The sequence below is a fragment of the Paenibacillus sp. FW126-R14 genome (assembly GCF_058789495.1).
Map to the genome: position 1 here is coordinate 1 of NZ_JBYTBS010000043.1, position 18,305 is coordinate 18,305.

The 18,305-nt window shown below is 50.0% G+C and carries 20 protein-coding genes; 19 read left to right on the forward strand and 1 reads right to left on the reverse strand.

Annotated elements, in window-relative coordinates:
• Positions 1-131: 131 nt before the first annotated feature.
• The 18 genes from AC3WRW_RS23245 (at position 132) to AC3WRW_RS23330 (ending at position 15,113) form a co-directional block, all read left to right on the forward strand.
• Complete coding sequence (locus AC3WRW_RS23245; RefSeq protein ID WP_492548659.1) at positions 132-551, forward strand: ArpU family phage packaging/lysis transcriptional regulator; 420 nt, start codon at positions 132-134, stop codon at positions 549-551.
• A gap of 234 nt (positions 552-785) precedes the next feature.
• On the forward strand, positions 786-1,604 hold the full coding sequence (locus tag AC3WRW_RS23250) for a minor capsid protein (protein WP_492548660.1): 819 nt from the start codon (positions 786-788) through the stop codon (positions 1,602-1,604).
• Positions 1,605-1,621: 17 nt separating this feature from the next.
• Positions 1,622-1,831 carry a YqzN/YkzM domain-containing protein gene (locus AC3WRW_RS23255; RefSeq protein ID WP_492548661.1) on the forward strand — a complete coding sequence of 70 codons (210 nt, stop codon included), beginning with the start codon at positions 1,622-1,624 and terminating at the stop codon, positions 1,829-1,831.
• Complete coding sequence (locus AC3WRW_RS23260) at positions 1,831-3,294, forward strand: phage tail sheath subtilisin-like domain-containing protein (protein WP_492548662.1); 1,464 nt, start codon at positions 1,831-1,833, stop codon at positions 3,292-3,294. Before AC3WRW_RS23255 ends, AC3WRW_RS23260 begins: the two co-directional genes overlap by 1 nt.
• Positions 3,295-3,306: 12 nt before the next feature.
• Positions 3,307-3,717, forward strand: a complete 411-nt coding sequence (locus AC3WRW_RS23265) for a phage tail tube protein (RefSeq protein WP_492548663.1) — start codon at positions 3,307-3,309, stop codon at positions 3,715-3,717.
• An 18-nt stretch (positions 3,718-3,735) separates the two neighbouring features.
• Complete coding sequence (locus AC3WRW_RS23270) at positions 3,736-4,128, forward strand: phage tail assembly chaperone (protein ID WP_492548664.1); 393 nt, start codon at positions 3,736-3,738, stop codon at positions 4,126-4,128.
• A gap of 23 nt (positions 4,129-4,151) precedes the next feature.
• The gene (locus AC3WRW_RS23275; protein WP_492548665.1) at positions 4,152-4,304 is read left to right on the forward strand and encodes a hypothetical protein; all 153 of its coding nucleotides are present in this window, start codon (positions 4,152-4,154) and stop codon (positions 4,302-4,304) included.
• 5 nt (positions 4,305-4,309) lie between these two features.
• A complete protein-coding gene (locus AC3WRW_RS23280; protein ID WP_492548666.1) occupies positions 4,310-5,863 on the forward strand; it encodes a glycine zipper domain-containing protein in 1,554 nt (517 codons plus the stop codon).
• Between the two features lie 7 nt (positions 5,864-5,870).
• Positions 5,871-6,506: a LysM peptidoglycan-binding domain-containing protein gene (locus AC3WRW_RS23285; protein ID WP_492548723.1), complete on the forward strand. Its 636-nt coding sequence runs from the start codon at positions 5,871-5,873 to the stop codon at positions 6,504-6,506.
• Positions 6,503-7,519: an XkdQ/YqbQ family protein gene (locus AC3WRW_RS23290; protein ID WP_492548667.1), complete on the forward strand. Its 1,017-nt coding sequence runs from the start codon at positions 6,503-6,505 to the stop codon at positions 7,517-7,519. The genes AC3WRW_RS23285 and AC3WRW_RS23290 overlap by 4 nt, the downstream gene beginning before the upstream one ends.
• Positions 7,506-7,895, forward strand: a complete 390-nt coding sequence (locus tag AC3WRW_RS23295) for a hypothetical protein (protein WP_492548668.1) — start codon at positions 7,506-7,508, stop codon at positions 7,893-7,895. The genes AC3WRW_RS23290 and AC3WRW_RS23295 overlap by 14 nt, the downstream gene beginning before the upstream one ends.
• Positions 7,896-8,351, forward strand: a complete 456-nt coding sequence (locus AC3WRW_RS23300; protein ID WP_492548669.1) for a DUF2634 domain-containing protein — start codon at positions 7,896-7,898, stop codon at positions 8,349-8,351. It begins immediately after the preceding gene.
• A gap of 1 nt (position 8,352) precedes the next feature.
• Positions 8,353-9,459 (forward strand): baseplate J/gp47 family protein, encoded by a 1,107-nt coding sequence (locus AC3WRW_RS23305; protein WP_492548670.1) that lies wholly within the window; start codon positions 8,353-8,355, stop codon positions 9,457-9,459.
• A 136-nt stretch (positions 9,460-9,595) separates the two neighbouring features.
• Positions 9,596-10,132: a YmfQ family protein gene (locus AC3WRW_RS23310; protein ID WP_492548671.1), complete on the forward strand. Its 537-nt coding sequence runs from the start codon at positions 9,596-9,598 to the stop codon at positions 10,130-10,132.
• A gap of 16 nt (positions 10,133-10,148) precedes the next feature.
• A complete protein-coding gene (locus AC3WRW_RS23315; RefSeq protein WP_492548672.1) occupies positions 10,149-13,529 on the forward strand; it encodes a hypothetical protein in 3,381 nt (1,126 codons plus the stop codon).
• A gap of 14 nt (positions 13,530-13,543) precedes the next feature.
• A complete protein-coding gene (locus tag AC3WRW_RS23320; protein WP_492548673.1) occupies positions 13,544-14,080 on the forward strand; it encodes an XkdW family protein in 537 nt (178 codons plus the stop codon).
• A gap of 38 nt (positions 14,081-14,118) precedes the next feature.
• The gene (locus tag AC3WRW_RS23325; RefSeq protein WP_492548674.1) at positions 14,119-14,535 is read left to right on the forward strand and encodes a phage holin family protein; all 417 of its coding nucleotides are present in this window, start codon (positions 14,119-14,121) and stop codon (positions 14,533-14,535) included.
• Entirely contained in the window at positions 14,532-15,113 is a 582-nt protein-coding gene (locus AC3WRW_RS23330; protein ID WP_492548675.1) for a glycoside hydrolase family 73 protein, read from the forward strand. Before AC3WRW_RS23325 ends, AC3WRW_RS23330 begins: the two co-directional genes overlap by 4 nt.
• 272 nt (positions 15,114-15,385) lie before the next feature.
• Here AC3WRW_RS23330 and AC3WRW_RS23335 read toward each other — a convergent pair whose 3' ends face one another.
• Positions 15,386-16,678, reverse strand: coding sequence for an NAD(P)-binding domain-containing protein (locus AC3WRW_RS23335; protein ID WP_492548676.1), 1,293 nt, complete (start codon positions 16,676-16,678; stop codon positions 15,386-15,388).
• A 119-nt stretch (positions 16,679-16,797) separates the two neighbouring features.
• Here AC3WRW_RS23335 and AC3WRW_RS23340 point away from each other — a divergent pair, with 119 nt between their 5' ends.
• Entirely contained in the window at positions 16,798-18,153 is a 1,356-nt protein-coding gene (locus AC3WRW_RS23340) for a glucose-6-phosphate isomerase (protein ID WP_171683040.1), read from the forward strand.
• Positions 18,154-18,305: the final 152 nt, after the last annotated feature.

Genomic DNA, 18,305 nt, shown 5'->3' on the forward strand with positions numbered 1-18,305 from the left:
TTGTAAATGCTTATAGGTATAAAAAACAAGAGGTTTTTTGTCTTTCAAAACTTTTGTATTGAAATACGAAACAAGTTTAGAGTATGATTTGTTTAGTATTTCAAAACGACAAATTTTGGGAGATGATCTCGATGCTGGAACAAATGTTACACATAGAGGGGGAACAGATGGACAAGCGGGCTACTCGGAAAAAGGTGGAAGGTCTGCTCGAAACGGTTCGTTTGTATCAAACGCTCGGAGGTGTGCGCAGAGAGAGCAGCAGGCCGCATGAGTACCGCGTGGCGGAGAACCCGGCCGAATATAGAGCCGGTTCTGCTTCTGAAGAGCAGACTGCTCTTTTAAGTGCCGAGGTTGAGCAGGCGTTGACGCGGCTGGACGAGCAGGAGCAGGAGATTGTACGGAGACGTTATTTGCAGAAGGAGAAAATATTGGACTACCTGCTATGCTATGAGGTTAATATGAGCGAGCGCACCTATCGAAGGGTGAAATCACGCGCGATGGAGAAGCTCGCCTACATGCTGCGGGCAGAAGTGGTTCGAACGCTTGGCTAGCTGCAGCGGTTGGCCGCTTGTTGGCAACTCATCCGCTGTCAGGCATGGTAAGATCGTTGCATAGACCAAGAAGGCGGTGATGCTGCTGGAAAAACGGAGGAGTGATTAAGCTCCGAAGGCCCTCACGCAAGGCTTATGGAGAACAGAGGCGAAGGAGTGGTTTTGATAAAGAAAAAAATGTTTTGAATTTCAAAACATTTACGGATCACTGTTGGAAAGGAGGTGAGAGAATGAATGAGTAACATGGCCAAACAATTGGCGTTGTTTTTGCAAGGGAAAGGAGAGGGAGTACTCGGCTCCGATCTGCTCGTGGATAGCGAATCGCAGCATCTTGTTGAGTCTGTTGCACTTTGTCACGCAGGAGGCAGCGCCGAATTTAAACTCGACGCGCCGGGCAGCTGGCGCAAGCTGAGCTTGCTGGTCAGGAGTGAGTCTTCCGAAGGAGCGCAAGAAAGGATTTGGCGCATCATTGGCAAGTTACTGGAGCCGGCAGAAGGCGTTATTGATGTGGATGGCGGCCTGTACACGGCGCAGATTACAGCGCTGCCTGCCGTCCAGGCTTTCGATGCAGAAGGCAGATGCTCCATGAAAGCCGTCCTACTGCTTAAGCAGGTGATGCCTGTCGCCGAATCGTGGCTCGAAACCATTTCGCAATACACAGAATCCGTGCTTGGCTTGCAGTGGCGCGTCTATCGCGGATTTAACGGAACCTGCCGCCCGGCGGTCTCGTGGCAATGTACAGGCTGGCACAGCGCAGCAGTGACGAGAGGCGCTCCTCAGCTGTCCAAGCAGTTCGTCGGACAAATAGCCGCCAGGTCGGCAAGCGAATACCAGTTGGCAGCGCAGCTGCTGATGCTGGGATTGGCGGAGCAGGCGAAATTGCCGCTGGGAGGGCTGGGCGGCAGGTGGTTGACGGTGCTGGATGCGCAAACTGCGACGCGCTCAGGCGATTTGTCCACGGGGGTGATGACCGTGACGTTAACGGGCGGTGCTGCGACTCCGCAAGTTTCAATGCCGCTTATGGCTGAAATGCACATAGAAACGCAAATTTAACAATGAGGTGATGGATTTTGAGACAAAGCAAGACTCAATCAATCGGCAATTCGGAGGAAGTTGCGATGTATGCCAAAGAGGAATTAATGGCGCATTCCAAAGCGTTGTTTAATTGTACGCCGGAAGTGCTAATCGGTGCGCTGCATGGCTGCGAAGAGAACGAATTTACGGTTGAAGCAGCGAATCAACGTATTCATAACTTTTTACAAAGGAAGGTGCTTGCATAATGGCAGGTGGAACTTGGAGCGGGACGGATCGGCCGGTATTACCGGGATTTTATATGAATTTTGAAGCGGCGGCGTTAAGCGCTATTGAGCCTGGCGGGCAAGGCGTAGTAGCTATCCCGGTGAAGGCGAACTGGGGCGCGGTGCGGCAGTTTGTGGAAATTACAAGTGAGCAAGGCATCTATGATGCTTATGGGGTTGATCAAGGGGATGCGGCGACTGCGCCGGTTGTGTTGAAGCTGGCGTTGCTCGGCAAGCCGAAAAAGCTGCTCGCTTACCGGATCGCGGATACGGCAGCGGCCAAAGCTAGTGTAACCCTGAAGGACTCGGCATCGGCTAATGTGCTAAAGCTTACCGCCAAATACGAGGGTACACGGGGCAATAACTTCTCTGTCATCGTACAGACGAATGCGGTGGATGGGACCAAAAAAGATCTCAAGCTGCTTGAAGGCACAGCAGTTCTGAAGGTGTTCACGTTCTCCGGCAGCACCATCCAAGCGGCAGCAGATGCGATGAATCAGGATGCCGGCAACGTATGGCTGACAGCATCAGTGCTTGCTCCAGGGAATGGCACACTCGCTCCGGTTGCAGGCAGCGCATTAACAGGGGGCAACTCGGGTATCAGCAGCATCGCTTCCACAGATTATGTGAATGCGCTCAGCGCGCTTGAAACCCAGCAGTTTCATGTTTTAGCGCTGGATGGGGTATCGGATGCGAGCATTCAAGCTTCGACAGTTGCATGGACGACGCGTTTGCGCAGCGAAGGCAGAGGCATTGTAACGGTGCTGGGCGGTTCAGCCGCCGACGATATCGCCGCCGATGCGGTCAACCGGGCATCAGCGCGAAGCGCAGCTTTTAATCATGAAGCGATCGTGAATGTGGGAGCTGGGGCGATTTTGGCAGGGACGAGCTATAGCTCAGCCTATATTTCCGCCTATGTCGCCGGCCTCATCGCGGGTCAGAAATTGAGTGAATCCACGACCTATGCGGCAGCGCCATTCAGTGACGTGACACGCCGCTGGACACGAAGCGAGCAGGAAACGGCTGTGAAGAACGGGGTCTTCCTTTTGTACCATGACGGTCAGAAAGTGAAGGCGCTTCGCGGGATGAATGCTTTGGTCAGCTTGCGTCAGGGACAGAGCGCGGCTTGGAAAAAAATCCGCACCATTCGTGTAATGGATACGATTAACAACGATTTGCTCCGCACAGCGGAAGACAGCTATATCGGCAAGGTAAACAACACAGAAGAAGGGAGGCTGGCGCTGGTGGAAGCGGCTAAGCAGTATATGCAGACACTGGCTCAAGCTGGGGTGATTGAAGCCGCCAATTTCAATGTGTACTTGAATCCGGCCTATTATGGTACAGGCTCTGTGCTGGCACCGGCTGCCGACCAAGTGTACATCAAGTGGGAAGCGAAGCTGACAGATGTGATGGAACAAATTTTTGGCACATTTACCGTAAATTAAGGGGGACTAGCGATGAGCTTAGATGCAAGCAGAGTTATTTTAGGGACATATGGTCAAGTATTTATTGCAGGCGTATGGCAGACGAATTTTAACCACTTGGAAGCCAATGTGGAAATTCAGAAGAAAGAATTAAACCTGGCTGGTGACCCTTGGGTACGCCACAAGAAAGGCGCAATGAAGGGAACGGGGACGATGAGCGGGTTCAAAGTGACCAGCGATATGCTTGCCCGCGGATTCGATAAATTCAGTCTCGTTTCCAAATTAAACGATCCCGATGCCTATGGTTTTGAGCGGATTACCTTGAATAATGTCATGCTGGACAAGCTTCAGCTGGCGAATTGGACGGCCGGTGAGGAAGTCAAAGAAGAGGTTGCTTTCACATTTGAAGGCTATACACTGAATGACCCGATCAAGGCTATTTAAAAGAGGAGGAACTCGATTATGTTAACGGATGAACAAATTTTGCAAAAGCTGCTCGGCGCGGATCAATTGCCAGAAAAAACGGTGACCCTTTCGAGGGTCGGCGTCCCGATTATTTTGCGCGGATTAACCGGGAAACAGGTGTTTGCGCTTCGTGAGCGCTGCACGGAACGTTCGGACCGCCGGGGTGTGCAAACGGACCGATTGGACGAAGAGCAGTTCAACGTCGCGCTGATTGCCGCCGCCACCGTGTCCCCCAACTGGGGGGACTCGAGGCTGCTGACGAAGTATCAGGCCAGCTCCGGCGAGGAAGTGATCAAGCGGATTTTGCTCGCAGGCGAGCTGTCCGCGCTTGGGGATGAAGTGCTGGATCTGAGCGGTTTCAACACAACGCTGGATGAAGTAAAAAACTAATTGCCTCCGGGGGGCTCCCGGCGATGCTCCATGCGATGTGGACGCGTCACCATCTGCGCCCCGGAGCATTCTGGAAGCTGCCTCGCGGTGAGCAGCTGTTCTTGCTCGCCAGCTTGGAGCTCGAGCTGGAACAAGATCAGCAGCGCGAGCGTGAGCGTGAGCGCGCAAGGAGGTGAGAGGAATGAGCGATACAGCGATAGTTGGCAATATGGCCAAAATGATGGCTGCGCAGGACCGTTTGCGCAGTATGGTGGACCGGACGGGCGCATCGACGAGGCGCCTGGAAGATAGGTTTGGCAAGGCTGCTGAGGCCAGCGCAAGATTAAGCCAGATTACCGCGAGACCGACGATTGCGATCAGGGATTATTTCTCCTTCGTGATTGACCGGCTGCTGCTGCAATTGGCTGATTTGGGGCATACGAAGGTGGATTTGAAGCTGATCTTGAACGATCAGGTGATTCAGTCGGCGAAACAGCTAAGAGACTTGCTGAGGGGTCTCGGAGGCACTTTGTCCGTTGATGTAGCGGCCAAAGGATCGGGTGAGGCCTCGGCTTCGGCATCTGCCTCAGCATCCGTCGCGATGCTTACAATTACGACCAAGCCGGATACTAATCCGATTGATATTTGGATTGAGCGATTGAAGAAGCTGGGACCCATTCTCAAGGATTTTGGAGAAGCGTTCAAAAGCTTCGGGGAAGGCTTCAAAGCAATTGGAGAAGGTTTCAAAGCAATTGGTGAAGGAGCCAAAGGGATTGGCGAAGGCTGCAAGATTTTTGCAGAGGGAATCAAGTCGATATCCGAGAGCTTTGCCTCATTTGCGGAAAGTGTTAAATCCATTGTAGCCAGCATCAAATCTTTGAAGGGCTTGTTTAGCGGCGGGGGTAAGGGAACGAAGTCGGGAGCAGGAGCCAAGACGGAGTGCTGCACGAAAGGCAAGGGCAAATGCAAAGGGGCCCAGCAAACCAGGCCCAAGGCTGGCTCGAAGACGAAGAGTAAAGCGGGCAGTAAAACCAAAACAAAAACAGGTAGTGCCGAACCTGCAAGAAAGTCCAAGGCTGAGAAAGCAGCAAAGAAAGCTAGAGCTAGGGAAAGAGCGCGTGGAAATCCGCCAGTACCGGCTGCTGCCGATGCGATACCGGAAGAAAATCCGGCAGCTTCGCAAGGAGGGCGCTTGGGCAAGTTGTTCAAGAAAGGTTCTAAGTTGTTGAAAATGGGTGGAAAAGTGTTGAAGCCGCTCGGTATCGGACTATCAGCCGTAGATATTTTAACCTCCGACAATAAGGCGGCCGCAGCTATTCAAGCAGGTTCAGGTGCAGCGGGTACTGCACTCGGGGCAGCAATTGGCTCATTCATTTTGCCAGGCGTAGGGACTGCCGTTGGCGGTATTGTCGGCGGTTGGCTCGGCGATAAAGCGGGCTCTTATTTGAATGATAAATTGTTTGGGAATAAGGATATATCTCAGGATCAGGAGTCCAAGACGGATCTGCTGCCTGCCGGCCGCGAGTCTGCGGCTGCGGATCCTTTGCAGAGCGAATCTTCGGATAGAAGCAGTTCTTCCCGGTGCTCTGCTCCTTCACAAGAATATAGCATTACGGTGGATGGCATTACGATCAATTTTCCAACTGAGAAAGTGAATGAGGAACAATTAGCCCTGACGATCGGGCATCACATTGTCTCGCAAATTAACGCTGCGGTGGAGAATCGCACAGAGAACGGAAGGATGTATTATGTCTAGTCAGGAAATGGATTTCTCACTGGAGGATCCGAGCGGGCTGACGCTGCATTTCCCTGTCAATCCCTCTGAAGTGAACATCCGCCGGGATAAAAGCTTCGAAACGATCACAATTATTCGTGGTGGCGAGCTGGATGTTCCCCAGGGCGTGAAGGTGAAGGAGATTGCCTTCTCCTCCTTCTTTCCGGCAAATTATGATGCAAGCTACTGCCAATATGAACCGCTGCCAGACCCCCAAACAGCGATGAATCTCCTGAATACATGGATGGAGAGTCAGGACCCGCTTCGTCTCCGTATTACTGGAACACAGGTAAATGTACTCGTTATGCTATCGGCGCACAACAGCAGTTTCAGAGGCGGGGAGCCTGGCGATGTATATTTCGATGTGACCTTTCGTACTTGGAATGACTATAAAGTGAGGACACTGGACGAGCGGATGGGAAGCCCAGGCGGGGAGTCAAGGCCTGATATCAAACCATTGCCAGCCACGTATAAGGTTAAGCCGGGCGATTCTCTATGGGCTATTGCCAAAATGAATCTGGGCTCAGGCAGCCGTTGGCGGGAAATTTATGAGGCGAATCGTGGGGTTATCGGCGATAATCCCGATTTGATTCAGCCTGATCAAGAGTTGGTGATGCCGGGATGACAGCGAAGAGGATGGCTGGCCTTTATGATATTTGGCTGGAGGATCGGTATGCCCTTCAGGATTTGATTTATGAACTGACGCTGGAGGAAGCACTTGATGAGATCTCCTACAGGGCTCAGGCGACACTCGTCGTGTCACCGGATTTCCCAGGAATGAAACCTGGTCAAGCGGTTCGTGTATTAGGAGTACCCTTCAGGGCGACGCAGCAGGTGGATTTGCTTCACCCCGCTGTCGTTTGGCAGTGTGAGAATCATTACGAACGAAGCGACCGACTGACGGTAACGATGTATGATAGAACGATTTATTTGGCGAAATCCGAGGATGAATATGCGTTCCCAGCGGGGATGACGGCGAATGAGCGCATTCGTAAGTATGCGGATGATTGGAACATTCGGTATGGCAATCTGCCGGACACAGAAGTTAAGCTGGCCAAGGCGCTTTATCGCGCGGAGTCGATCTACGGGATGATGATGAAAGATTTGAAGGAAACAGCCAAAAAAGGCGGGCCGATGTATCGCCCCCGCATGACTGTGAGTGGACTGGATCTCGTGGAAATTGGCAGCAACAAGGTCGTCTGGTCGTTGGAGCCCAGCGAGAATGTGATCAGCATTATGCAGAAAAGAACGCTCGAAGGCGCTGTGACCAAGGTTAAGGTGCTTGGCACCAAAGAAATTGGTGAGGGTGCTTCTGCCCAAGTATTGGCTGTCGAAGAGGGTGAGCTTGCTGAGCTAGGAACCTTACAGAAGATTGTACAGGACAGTAGTTATACCTCTGTCAGCGAAGCCAAAGAGGCGGCGCAAGCTATGCTCTCAGGCGTGCAGGAAACGATCAGCGTAACTTCGCTGGATATTAATACGATTCGCGCAGGCGATAAGGTTGATTTGGCCGGAAGCGGGATGGAGCTGATTGCGATGTCCGTTCGGCATGAGCTGGGCGATCCCGGCAAGATGGTGTTGGAGCTTGGCACCCCTGAGCTGGTAAGAAGGAGGTATTACATGAATGAATCCGTATAAAAAGCTCGCGACTACGCTGGACAATCGAATGTCGGGGCATGCTGCGGCAGCCGTTGCAGGCATGCCTGCAGAACTCGGAACGATGACGGCTGGCGGATTGAAGCTGGATCGTTTTAAACATGAGCTTGCCGATTATTATGTGGCCGATTGGATGGCGAAGCTGCATCTGCCTGCTTTCACACTAGGTGGAACCGTTACAGGCTTGACTAGTGGAAACACTGCTGTGACAGGGCAGGGGACATTTGCTTTTGGCAAGTCCGAGGTGGAAGATGTGCGTTTGGAGCTTCGGCATGGTTTGAAGCCGGGCGACCGCGTCTTGGCAATTCCGATCAATGACGGCAATGATGCTGTGATCCTGTGCAAGGTGGTGAAATAGATGCCAAATTTATTTCCGCAGGTTGGGTTTGGGACCGGGGCACTTGTCGGAGAGAAGCGCAAGGGTGCGGTTAAGTTCGGGCGCAGCCCTAAATTTAACCATTCGCTTGGTGAGTTCGTAACGACCCAAACGGGGAGAATTGCCGAATGCACAGATACGGAAGCATGGCTGGAATGGTGCCAAAAGGCGCTTCGTACGGAGCGCTATGCGCATTTAGTCTACTCACGGGCTTATGGCCAGGAGTATGAGGACTTGGTTGCCCGGCATTTGTCACGTCAAGCGAATGAAATGGAAATCGTACGCATTACGACGGAGACGTTGAAAATCGATCCGCGTACGGCGGATGTGCGTCATTTTATATTTGAATGGAAAAATAACGAGTGTTCGTTTCAGTGCGAAATCACTAATGTGCGAGGCGAGCAAAAGAACATCAAGGGAAGTGTGGTGATCAGTTAATATGGCAATTTTACCGGATTATTTGGCCGAGCAGACCGAAGAAGCGATTCGCGGGCGAATGCTGGATCGGCTTTCGTCCGATTGGGATCAATCGGAAGGGTCGTTCATTTGGGATGCTTTGGCTCCGGCAGCAATTGAGCTGGCACAGGCGGCGATTCAGTCGCAGGAAGTTTTGCGGCGAGGTTTTGCAGGGACGACCTTTGGCCCCTATTTGGATATGCGTTGTGCTGAGCATGGTGTTTTTCGCAAGGAGGCCGTTAAGGCTGCTGGCATGGTTGAGTTTGCAGGAATTCCGGGCACCGTAGTACCTAAAGGTACACGCATCGGAACGATGGCGGATACGTATCAGGGGACGGCTTCAATTATTTTTGAGACGCAGGATGCGGGAGTTGTAGATGGCTCGGGGCGCGTTGTTGTGCCGGCATCTGCTGTGAATGGCGGGACAGGGGGGAATGTACCCAGTGGGGCAATCAGCCTGTTGATTTCGCCTATAGCTGGAGTTACGGGAGTGACGAATGCTGGGGCTATGACGGGCGGGGCAGAGAAGGAGGGCGATTCCGCACTATTGAACCGCTATTATGCAAAAGTTCGCTCCCCTGGAACAAGCGGGAATAAAGCGGATTATCTCAACTGGGCGCTCGATGTAGCAGGCGTTGGTGCGGCTCAAGTACTGCCTTTGTGGAATGGTCCGGGTACCGTAAAAGTTGTTGTCATCGGTACGGATAAAAGAAGCGCTTCGGCTTCCGTTGTCTCTGCTGTGCAGCAATACATCCATCCAGCGCCTCCTTTGATTGGCAAAGCGCCTATCGGTGCGGCCGTCACCGTCGTTGCGGCTGCCGAGGTCATGATTGGCATCTCTGCGAGTGTGACTTTGAATGGGAGTCGAACCTTAGCGCAGGTGAAAGCTGATTTTATGACGACTGTTCGCAGCTATTTAGCCGAAATAGCGTTCTCTGCGGATCCGTATGTGCGTTATGTGCGAATCGGCTCCTTGCTGCTGGATACCCCGGGTGTGCAGGATTATGCCGGTTTGCAGTTGAACGGCGGCGGGACCAACATTGTGATCGGCGCTGGGCAAGTTGCCGTCATCGGGGCGGTGACGCTGTGAGTGTGAATACGGGTATGAGTGCGAGAAAGAGTACGAGAAAGAGCGGGAGTATGAGTTCGGGGATGAATGCGAGGCGAGTGTGGATATGAGTATGAGCATGAATGCGGGTATGAATGCGAGTATGAGTGGGGGCAGGATGAAGGGATATTTGCCCCGCTACTATGAGACCTCGCGGATCATGGATGGCATTCTGCAAGCGCAGGGCGCGGAGCTTGATCTTTTGCGTGTCTCCTTGGAGGAGACACTGGCGCAGTTCTTCGTCGGCTCCGCAACGTGGGGGCTCGACGTTTGGGAAGCCGAGCTCGGCATCGCGCCAGTGCCGGGCAAGCCCGAAGATCAGCGCCGGTCGGTGATCAACGCCAAGCTGCGCGGCGTGGGAACCGTGACCGTCGAGCTGATCGAGAGCGTGGCCAGCGCGTACAGTCGCGGCACGGTTGAGGTGACGCAGCAGCCGGCTGCGTATCAGTTCACCGTGCGGTTCGTGGACACGCTCGGCACGCCGCCGAACTTGGCCGACCTGAAGGCGGCCATTGAGGAGATCAAGCCCGCTCATTTGCAGGTCGTGTACCAGTACAAATACTTTTTGCTCAATCAGCTTCACCAAACGATGACCATCAAGGACATGCAAACGAGGAAAATGACCGACTTCGCGCCATTTATCCCCATTTTATAAAGGAGGAAGCAAGCCTATGCCGAGCACGACTACGAATTTAGGGCTTTATAAGAAAAACCCGTCTACGGACGGGAACGATACTTTTGATATTAATACCATGTTGAATGATAACTGGGATCGAATTGATGCGCAGGTTGGGGGGCAGTTGGGTAATTCTTCGCCTACGGCTGTGAATTTGGTTAATGGATTGCAGGTTGTGAATGTGCCGAGGAGTGCGCCGTTGGAGAATTTGAGAATAACGGGACGAACGCTGGTTAATTTGTTGGGGCGGGATGGGAATTGTGAGGATGTGGGGAGGTGGGAGCAATATTTCGGGGCTACTCTTTCTTTGGATAGTGCAAATCAAAAATACGGAAGCAACGCTATTAAATTTACTTGCACTTCGGCTTCCAATCCTACGGGCTTTTTTAAGGACATCACGAATTTAATTACCCCAGGGAAGTATTATGTTGTCGTAGGGGAATTCAAAAATGGAAATGTTAATACAGGCGTAGGGTTACAAGTAAATTATAACGGAAACTTACTTCAATCTACACCAAATACAACTGCGAGTTATCAGTCAAAAGCACTTAAGTTTCAAGCACCTGCAACAGGTTTATCCTATATTTATGCTTATGGGGCTCACGGGACCCCTGTAGGACAATATGGTTACGCTGATGGGTTTAGAATCTATGAAGTTACATCCGTGGAATACACTGCACTTGGCAGCATGACAGACGCGCAAATTTCAGTAAAATACCCGTACGTAGACGATGTAAAGCATGTAACCGCTCCGTATGCTATTAAGTATGGGGAAAACTTGTTGCCGCCTTTCAATGAGTGGATAGATGCTCCTTACTTTCCGCCAACCAGTGTAAAAAACTTCATAGAACCTTATAAGCTGCAAGTTGTCGTAACTGATACATCTAGTGAATCAATGTGCTATATTGAAGTTCCTGTTAAGTTTGGCGAAACTTATACATTTAGTAATGGTTCCGGCTGCATATATAGATTGTCTCAAATGGATGCGACAAGTACTGTAGTTGCTCCAAGACTTATCGTTACAAGCGGTCAAACTGTTTCACTAACAATTGTACCTAGTGCGGTTGCACTAAGGATACATGCTACAAATACCACAGCCAATGGAACGATTCCCGACTTTTCGAACACTTCGGCAGGAACATTCACATTCACTAATCCAATGCTTAACCTTGGCACAACAGCTAAACCTTTCAAACCTGTTAATGATAATATGTTAGCATTTCCTAGCGTACAATTAGCATCTAGTGCGGATGGTTCAGTATATGATTCGTTAATTAAAAATGACGGGAAATACTATATAGAGAAAAGGTTTAAGGATTGGGTTCTGGATGGAAATTTACCTTGGAGTTGGAATAACAATTACTTAGGATTCAAACGAGTCATTATTTCAATGGCTAATTACCCTGCCGCTGTAGCATCTGCAAGTGCGTACAATCAGATAATGACTAAATTTGATGGGAAAGTCTTAAAGTGGGATGGTGCAGGAAATAATACGGCGGACACATTTGTATTAGACCCTGTAGGCGGAGGGGGATTTTTGTATGTGTTAGTCGGCAATATGGACAGCGGTTGGGGTGAAAGTTATGTCCCAAGCGCTGCAGAGGTTCAAGCTTACTTTCATGGGTGGACAATGTATACAAGCAATGATCCTACAGGAAATACACCTTACAATAAAAGTGGAACGAAACTTTGGAGATATAATACGGTGTTAGGGGGGGCAGGCTCTACAGGGACACTACCTACTACGGCCGCAAATGGCTGGAAGCCTTATAAACTCACCTATCAGCTAGCAAAGCCAACGTTTGAAGGAGTACAAAGTGAAGGTGGCATGACACTTCATGAGGGATTAAATCAGATTGAAGTGGGACAGGGGATAGTTATACGTGAGAAGGTAGTTCCAGACATTGTTTCGGGGATATCTGTAGAACTTAACCAATTCACACTATCGCCATTGAAAAAAAGAACAAATCGTATATTAGCAGTATATAGAAACGGAAGATTTGATCCCGCATGGCAGATTTCAAGCAATAATACAACTGCCTATTGGTATGGTGGGGGCGCAGCAACTATCGCTAACATATCGAACTACGACCCTACAGCAACGTATGAAGTCTCTTACATTGCACTTGATCAATACTTGTTGTCTGCTCAACTTCAAGCAGTGAGGGGGGAAACTGGAAGTAATCTAAAAACCGTTGTCGATACGTTGTCCATGAATCAAGCAGATCAAGAAGCACGTATTAGTGCTAATGAAATTCTAGCTAGACAAATATATAATGTACCGCAAAAGACAAGTGCAAACGTGACGTTGTACGTCGATGGTACGAACGGCGCGGATAACAACGATGGAAACGCAGGTAGACCGTTTAAGACGATCATGAAAGCTGTTAACAGCATTCCGCAAGTTGTGAACCACACGGTAACGATTAACGTTGCTTTTGGTACTTATAATGAGACAGTAAATGTTAACGGATTTACTGGGTCTGGTGGAATCACCTTACAGGGAGATAACACAATTAGCTTAAACGTCAACGTCAACAATTTCTTTTTATCGCGTAATACCTGCTCAGTATCCATTATTGGATTTTGCACGACATCAACAAGCAATCACAATTACGAAGTGATTTATTGTAACGCTATAGGATTCCAGTATTGCAATACAATTGCGACAGCGACTGGGATTCATGGTTTCCATGCTTGGGGATCTAATATGTTCATAGACTCAAGCCAGGTCTCGAACAAATTTAGTTATGCGTGTGCCGATACACTTTCTCGCATCCGTGTCTATAATCCTACAGGAAGCGGAAACTCATATTCCTTTTATGCATCCCAAGGAGGTATTATTCACAAGAGAGGAACAATAAGCGTCACAAGTGCAAATGGGGAGAGCGTCAATGACGGTAGTATTATTGCTCCTGTAAGCGGTGTTCTTAACCCTTGGGGAGATAACACACTATCAACCAGACCCGCAGGACATAAGAGTCACGTTATATCGCAAAATTTAACAGCAAACGTTGCGACAAAACTAAACTTTACTGGTCTAACATTTGATAATCTTGGAAACTTTGATACAAATGGTAAGTTCACAGCACCATCTACTGGTATGTACAAGTTTACAGTTAGCATTCAATTGGTATCAATTTCTGCTGGTTCGGCATTTTTATTACAGTACTATTTGAACGGAGCATATACGCTTAGAATAGGAACACTAGCGATTAGTACTAGTGGTGCAGTTGGCTTTCCACAAATAATGGGGTCATTTGAAGCTAGGTTGGGTACGGGGGATACTGCTGAATTCTACGGCACATGTTCCTCAGCGGTTTCAACAAACCCAGAAGGATCCAGTTCATTTATTTCCGTAACAAGAATCGCATAAAGGAGGAAACCCACATGAACATAGCACAAGCAATCATGCATCTATACCCAGATGCCAAGCCCTTAGCCGATTTCATCGTCCAAGACGACAGTGACGGACAAGGTCCCTACATTGCAAAATGGAACCTAGAATCTCTCGAGCCAACGGAGGAACAACTCCAATCCGCCTGGGAAGCGATGCAACCGACTCCGGAGCAAGTTTTGTCACAGTCGAAGCAATCAAAGTCTGAAGAACTCAACACCACCTGCAACACAACAATCCTGGCAGGCTTTACCTCTAACGCCCTAGGCTCAAAACACTCCTACGACTTCGACTACGAAGCCCAAACAAATCTCAACAGTACGTTAAACGCAATCGCAGCAGGCATAGCCGCAGATCCTATTACGTGGAAAGCATCCGGTACGCCCCAGCCTCATACGATTGAACAATTCAAGTCGCTTTTCGCAGACGCACTCACCCACAAAAACGCCAACATCAGCAAGTACTGGCGTCTAAAAACAGCGGCCGAATCAGCAAACTGCATAGAGGAAGTGGCAGCCATAACATGGTAAATGTTTTAAAAAGACGACCATTCTCTTTCCCAACTCAAATGAAAGGAGCGAAACCGATGAACCAATTCATGTTCAGTTCGATTTTGGCCGCGCTTGGCGCGTGCGTGACATATGCCTTCGGCGGGTGGACCGAATTGCTTGGCCTTTTTCTGATGGCAATCGCCGTAGATTATGTTACAGGCATTGCCGCCTCTATGAAGGAGCAGCGCGGTTTGAACAGTCAGGTCGGCTTTTGGGGCCTTACGCGCAAAGGGATGATGCTGCTCGTCATCATGTTGGCGCACCGCATGGACCTGTTATTAAACATAGATGTAATGATGACAGGGGCGATTTATTTTTACTTGGCAAATGAGTTTATTTCGATCACTGAAAATTACGGGCGGTTAGGGCTGCCGCTGCCCAGCTTTTTGAAACAGATGATTCAGGTACTTCGCAGCAAAGGTGAAGGATTATGAGCAAGGAAAGCTTCACCCTGCAAATTGCACCTGCGGCACAGGCGACTATGCGGGAGTTTGGCATTTTGGCCAGCGTGACATTAGCCCAGGCGATCTTGGAAAGCGGTTGGGGAAGCCACGCGCCACGCAACAATTTGTTCGGCATCAAAGGGAGCGGGCAGCAGCTAGCGACGCAGGAGTTCATTAACGGCAAATGGATCCAAGTTGTAGACGGTTTTAGAGCGTACGACAGCTGGGCGGACAGCATACGCGACCATGCGTACCTGCTCTCTCAAAATCCCAGATATGCCAACGTGCTGTACGAGCCCGACTACCGGTTGGCCTGTCAGAAGCTGCAGCGTGCAGGTTACGCAACCGATCCGCTGTATGCGGACAAATTGATTCGCATAATTGAAGGGAGCGATCTAACACGATTCGATCACATTGAAGTGAAAGGGGAGTATATGATGAGTGCAGAGGATGCGAATAAAATTATCGCGTTCTTATCCGCTGCTTGGACGAGTACTGAGAGTGAAGATGCGAGAGCGGAGTTTCACCGTTTGGCAAACGAGCTGCGGAAAGTGTCCGGACAATTGTGAGTTGTGAGAATAAGAGTCTCTATGGGACTCTTATTCTCGTGTCTTCTTATTTTTGATCCGGCGTGTCCACGCCCTTCCCGCAATCTGCGCAGCCGCTCCCCTGAACGCTTCTTCTCATGGAAGTCTACCCAAGCTTCATGTTCGTTTTCAAAGCGCAACCCAATCCCCTCCAAACAAAAAAATAACCGCCTCTCCCAAATGGGAAAGACGGTGTGCTTCACGCGTCAATTCAATATTAATTTGGCAGCGCCACATAACTCGCTGTGAAAGCCCTAAACCGCATTCCCAATATGCTCATCAATATACTTCTCCAGCTTAATCCGCACATACGGCGGAAGGCCGGAGAGCATACAGCCGTACCGGAACTTGCGGCCCTCGGACTCGATCCGGATCACGCGAGCGGTGATTGGCGGAAGCTCCGCTTCCTGCGGGAAGTGGATGACGATGAACATATCCGGGGCAAGCGGCGCTTCGGATGTGATTTGCAGTCCGCTCTCCGACAGGTCGAAGAGGGTGCCGTCGATGTTTTGGCCGGAGAAGGAGCCTTCCTGCTCCCATTGATAGATGGACAGCTTCAGGTTGATGTCCAGCTTCACGCGCGTGTTCCGGCGGCGATCGCGACCGGAGAGCGCCGAGGCCGGCTTCTCTTCAACTGCGGCAGCAGGCTTGCTTGGATTAGCGACCTGCTGTCCCATCCAGTCCTCATAGCACTGGATGACGGAGCTCATATCCTCATCGCCGAGGCCTTTGCTTAGTCCCATCTGGAATAAGGTGGCGGTTGTTTGCAGCAGGGGAGCGGGCAATTGAAACTCGCTGGCCAGTCCCTGAGCGATTAAGAGATCCTTGAGCATCAGCTTCAAGGAGAATTGGTTGCTGAAATCGCGATTCAATATTTTATCGCCTTTGAGGTCGACCATTTTGCTGTTTGCGCCGCCCGAGCGGACGATGTCCAGGAATCTCTCAAGGTCAATCCCTGCTTTGGAAGCGATGGATAAGCCTTCGGCAAGTCCGACCAGATTGATGCCGACCATCGTATTGTTGGCAAGCTTGGCATAGGAACCGGAGCCGGAAGGGCCCAAATAAAGCGCTTTGCGGCCCATCGCGAGGAACAGCTGTTGATGTTCTTCGAACACTTCCTGATTGCCGCCGACCATGAACGTTAGCGAGCCTTCTTCGGCTGCAGGCTTGCTGCCTGTAACGGGCGCGTCGAGGAAGTCGACGAAATGGGCGGCGAGCTCCTCGGCCAGCTTTTGGCTTGTTTGGGGAGAAACTGTGCTGGAATCAATAATCGTGAGAGACGGATGAATACCGCTCAGAATGCCATGTTCGCCGTAAAATATATCCAACAAAGCGGCATCATTGCTGAGCATGGTGAAAAGTACATCCGAATGGCGGGCAGCCTCGGCAGGTGTGGAGGCAACTTCTGCGCCAAGACGAGCCAGCTCGTCCGCTTTTTCAATAGTACGATTATAAACCGTCACCGTAAAACCTTTTTGAATAAGGTTAGCAGCCATGGGTTTACCCATTGTGCCAAGTCCGATAAAGCCGATACGTTTCATGATCATTCACCTCTGAATTCATTTTATCATGGGAAATGTTGCCTGTGAATGCCTTCTTACTTGCTTTTGTACAAGCAAATAAGTATGCTAGGAACAGGAAAAATATAGAGATGGAGGCGAGCATATTGAGCTCTAAGTTACAATTTGACTACAGCAAGGCATTATCCTTTTTATCCCAACATGAGGTTGACTATTTGTCTGCACAGGTAGAACTGGCGCATGAACAGCTGCACAACAAAACAGGTGCGGGGGCTGATTATTTAGGATGGGTGGATCTGCCGGAGAAATATGACCGTGAGGAGTTTGCTCGCATTCAAGCGGCGGCTAAACAGATTCAGTCCGACTCCGAGGCGCTTGTCGTTATCGGTATTGGCGGTTCTTATTTGGGAGCGCGCGCTGCACTTGAAATGCTGTCCCATTCGTTCTATAACATTTTGCCTAAAGATAAAAGAAAAACGCCTGAAATTTATTTCGTAGGAAATAACATTTCCTCTACATATGTGACACACCTTCTTCAACTATTGGAAGGCAAAGATTTCTCCGTGAACGTCATCTCGAAATCCGGTACGACAACGGAGCCGGCGATTGCTTTCCGTATTTTCCGTGAGCTTCTGGAGAAAAAATATGGCAAAGAAGCTGCCCGCAAACGGATCTACGCAACAACGGATCAAGCGAGAGGCGCTTTGAAAACGCTGGCCAATGAAGAGGGCTACGAATCTTTCGTCATTCCGGACGATGTAGGCGGACGTTATTCCGTTCTGACGGCTGTTGGCTTGCTGCCAATCGCAACGGCAGGTATTGACGTAGAAGCGATCATGAAAGGTGCTGCCGACGCTCAGCGCGAGTATGCGAATCCGAAGCTTAGCGAGAACCAGGCGTATCAGTACGCTGCCGTTCGCAACGCGCTTTACCGCAAAGGCAAAACGATTGAAATACTCGTGAACTACGAGCCGTCCCTGCATTTCGTATCCGAATGGTGGAAGCAATTGTTCGGGGAAAGCGAAGGGAAAGATTACAAAGGCATCTACCCGGCTTCAGTTGATTTCTCGACGGATCTTCACTCGATGGGTCAATTCGTTCAAGACGGCAACCGCATTTTGTTTGAAACGGTGATTCAAGTTGACCAAGTGGCTGATCATATTACGATCGGTACGGATGCCGATGATTTGGACGGTCTTAACTTCCTGAGCGGGAAAACGATGGATTTCGTGAACAAAAAGGCGTTCCAAGGCACGATGCTCGCCCACACGGACGGACACGTTCCGAACCTGATCGTTACTCTGCCGGATATGACGCCTTACTCCTTCGGTTATATGGTTTATTTCTTTGAAAAAGCATGCGGCATCAGCGGTTACCTGATGGGTGTGAATCCTTTTGACCAACCGGGCGTTGAAGCTTATAAAAAGAATATGTTTGCGCTCTTGGGCAAACCGGGCTATGAGAAAGAAAAAGCGGAGCTGGAAGCACGCTTGCAGCAGTAATTCAAGCAGGGCAGAGAAAACGATCCATCCAATCGGATAGGTCGTTTTTTCTATCGGTAAATTTCCATTATTTATGTGGTAAATTTTCTTTCTATATTGTCGAAGTCAAAAGATGTGTGTAGAATGTAATGAAACAGTTGTTTCCTTCTACC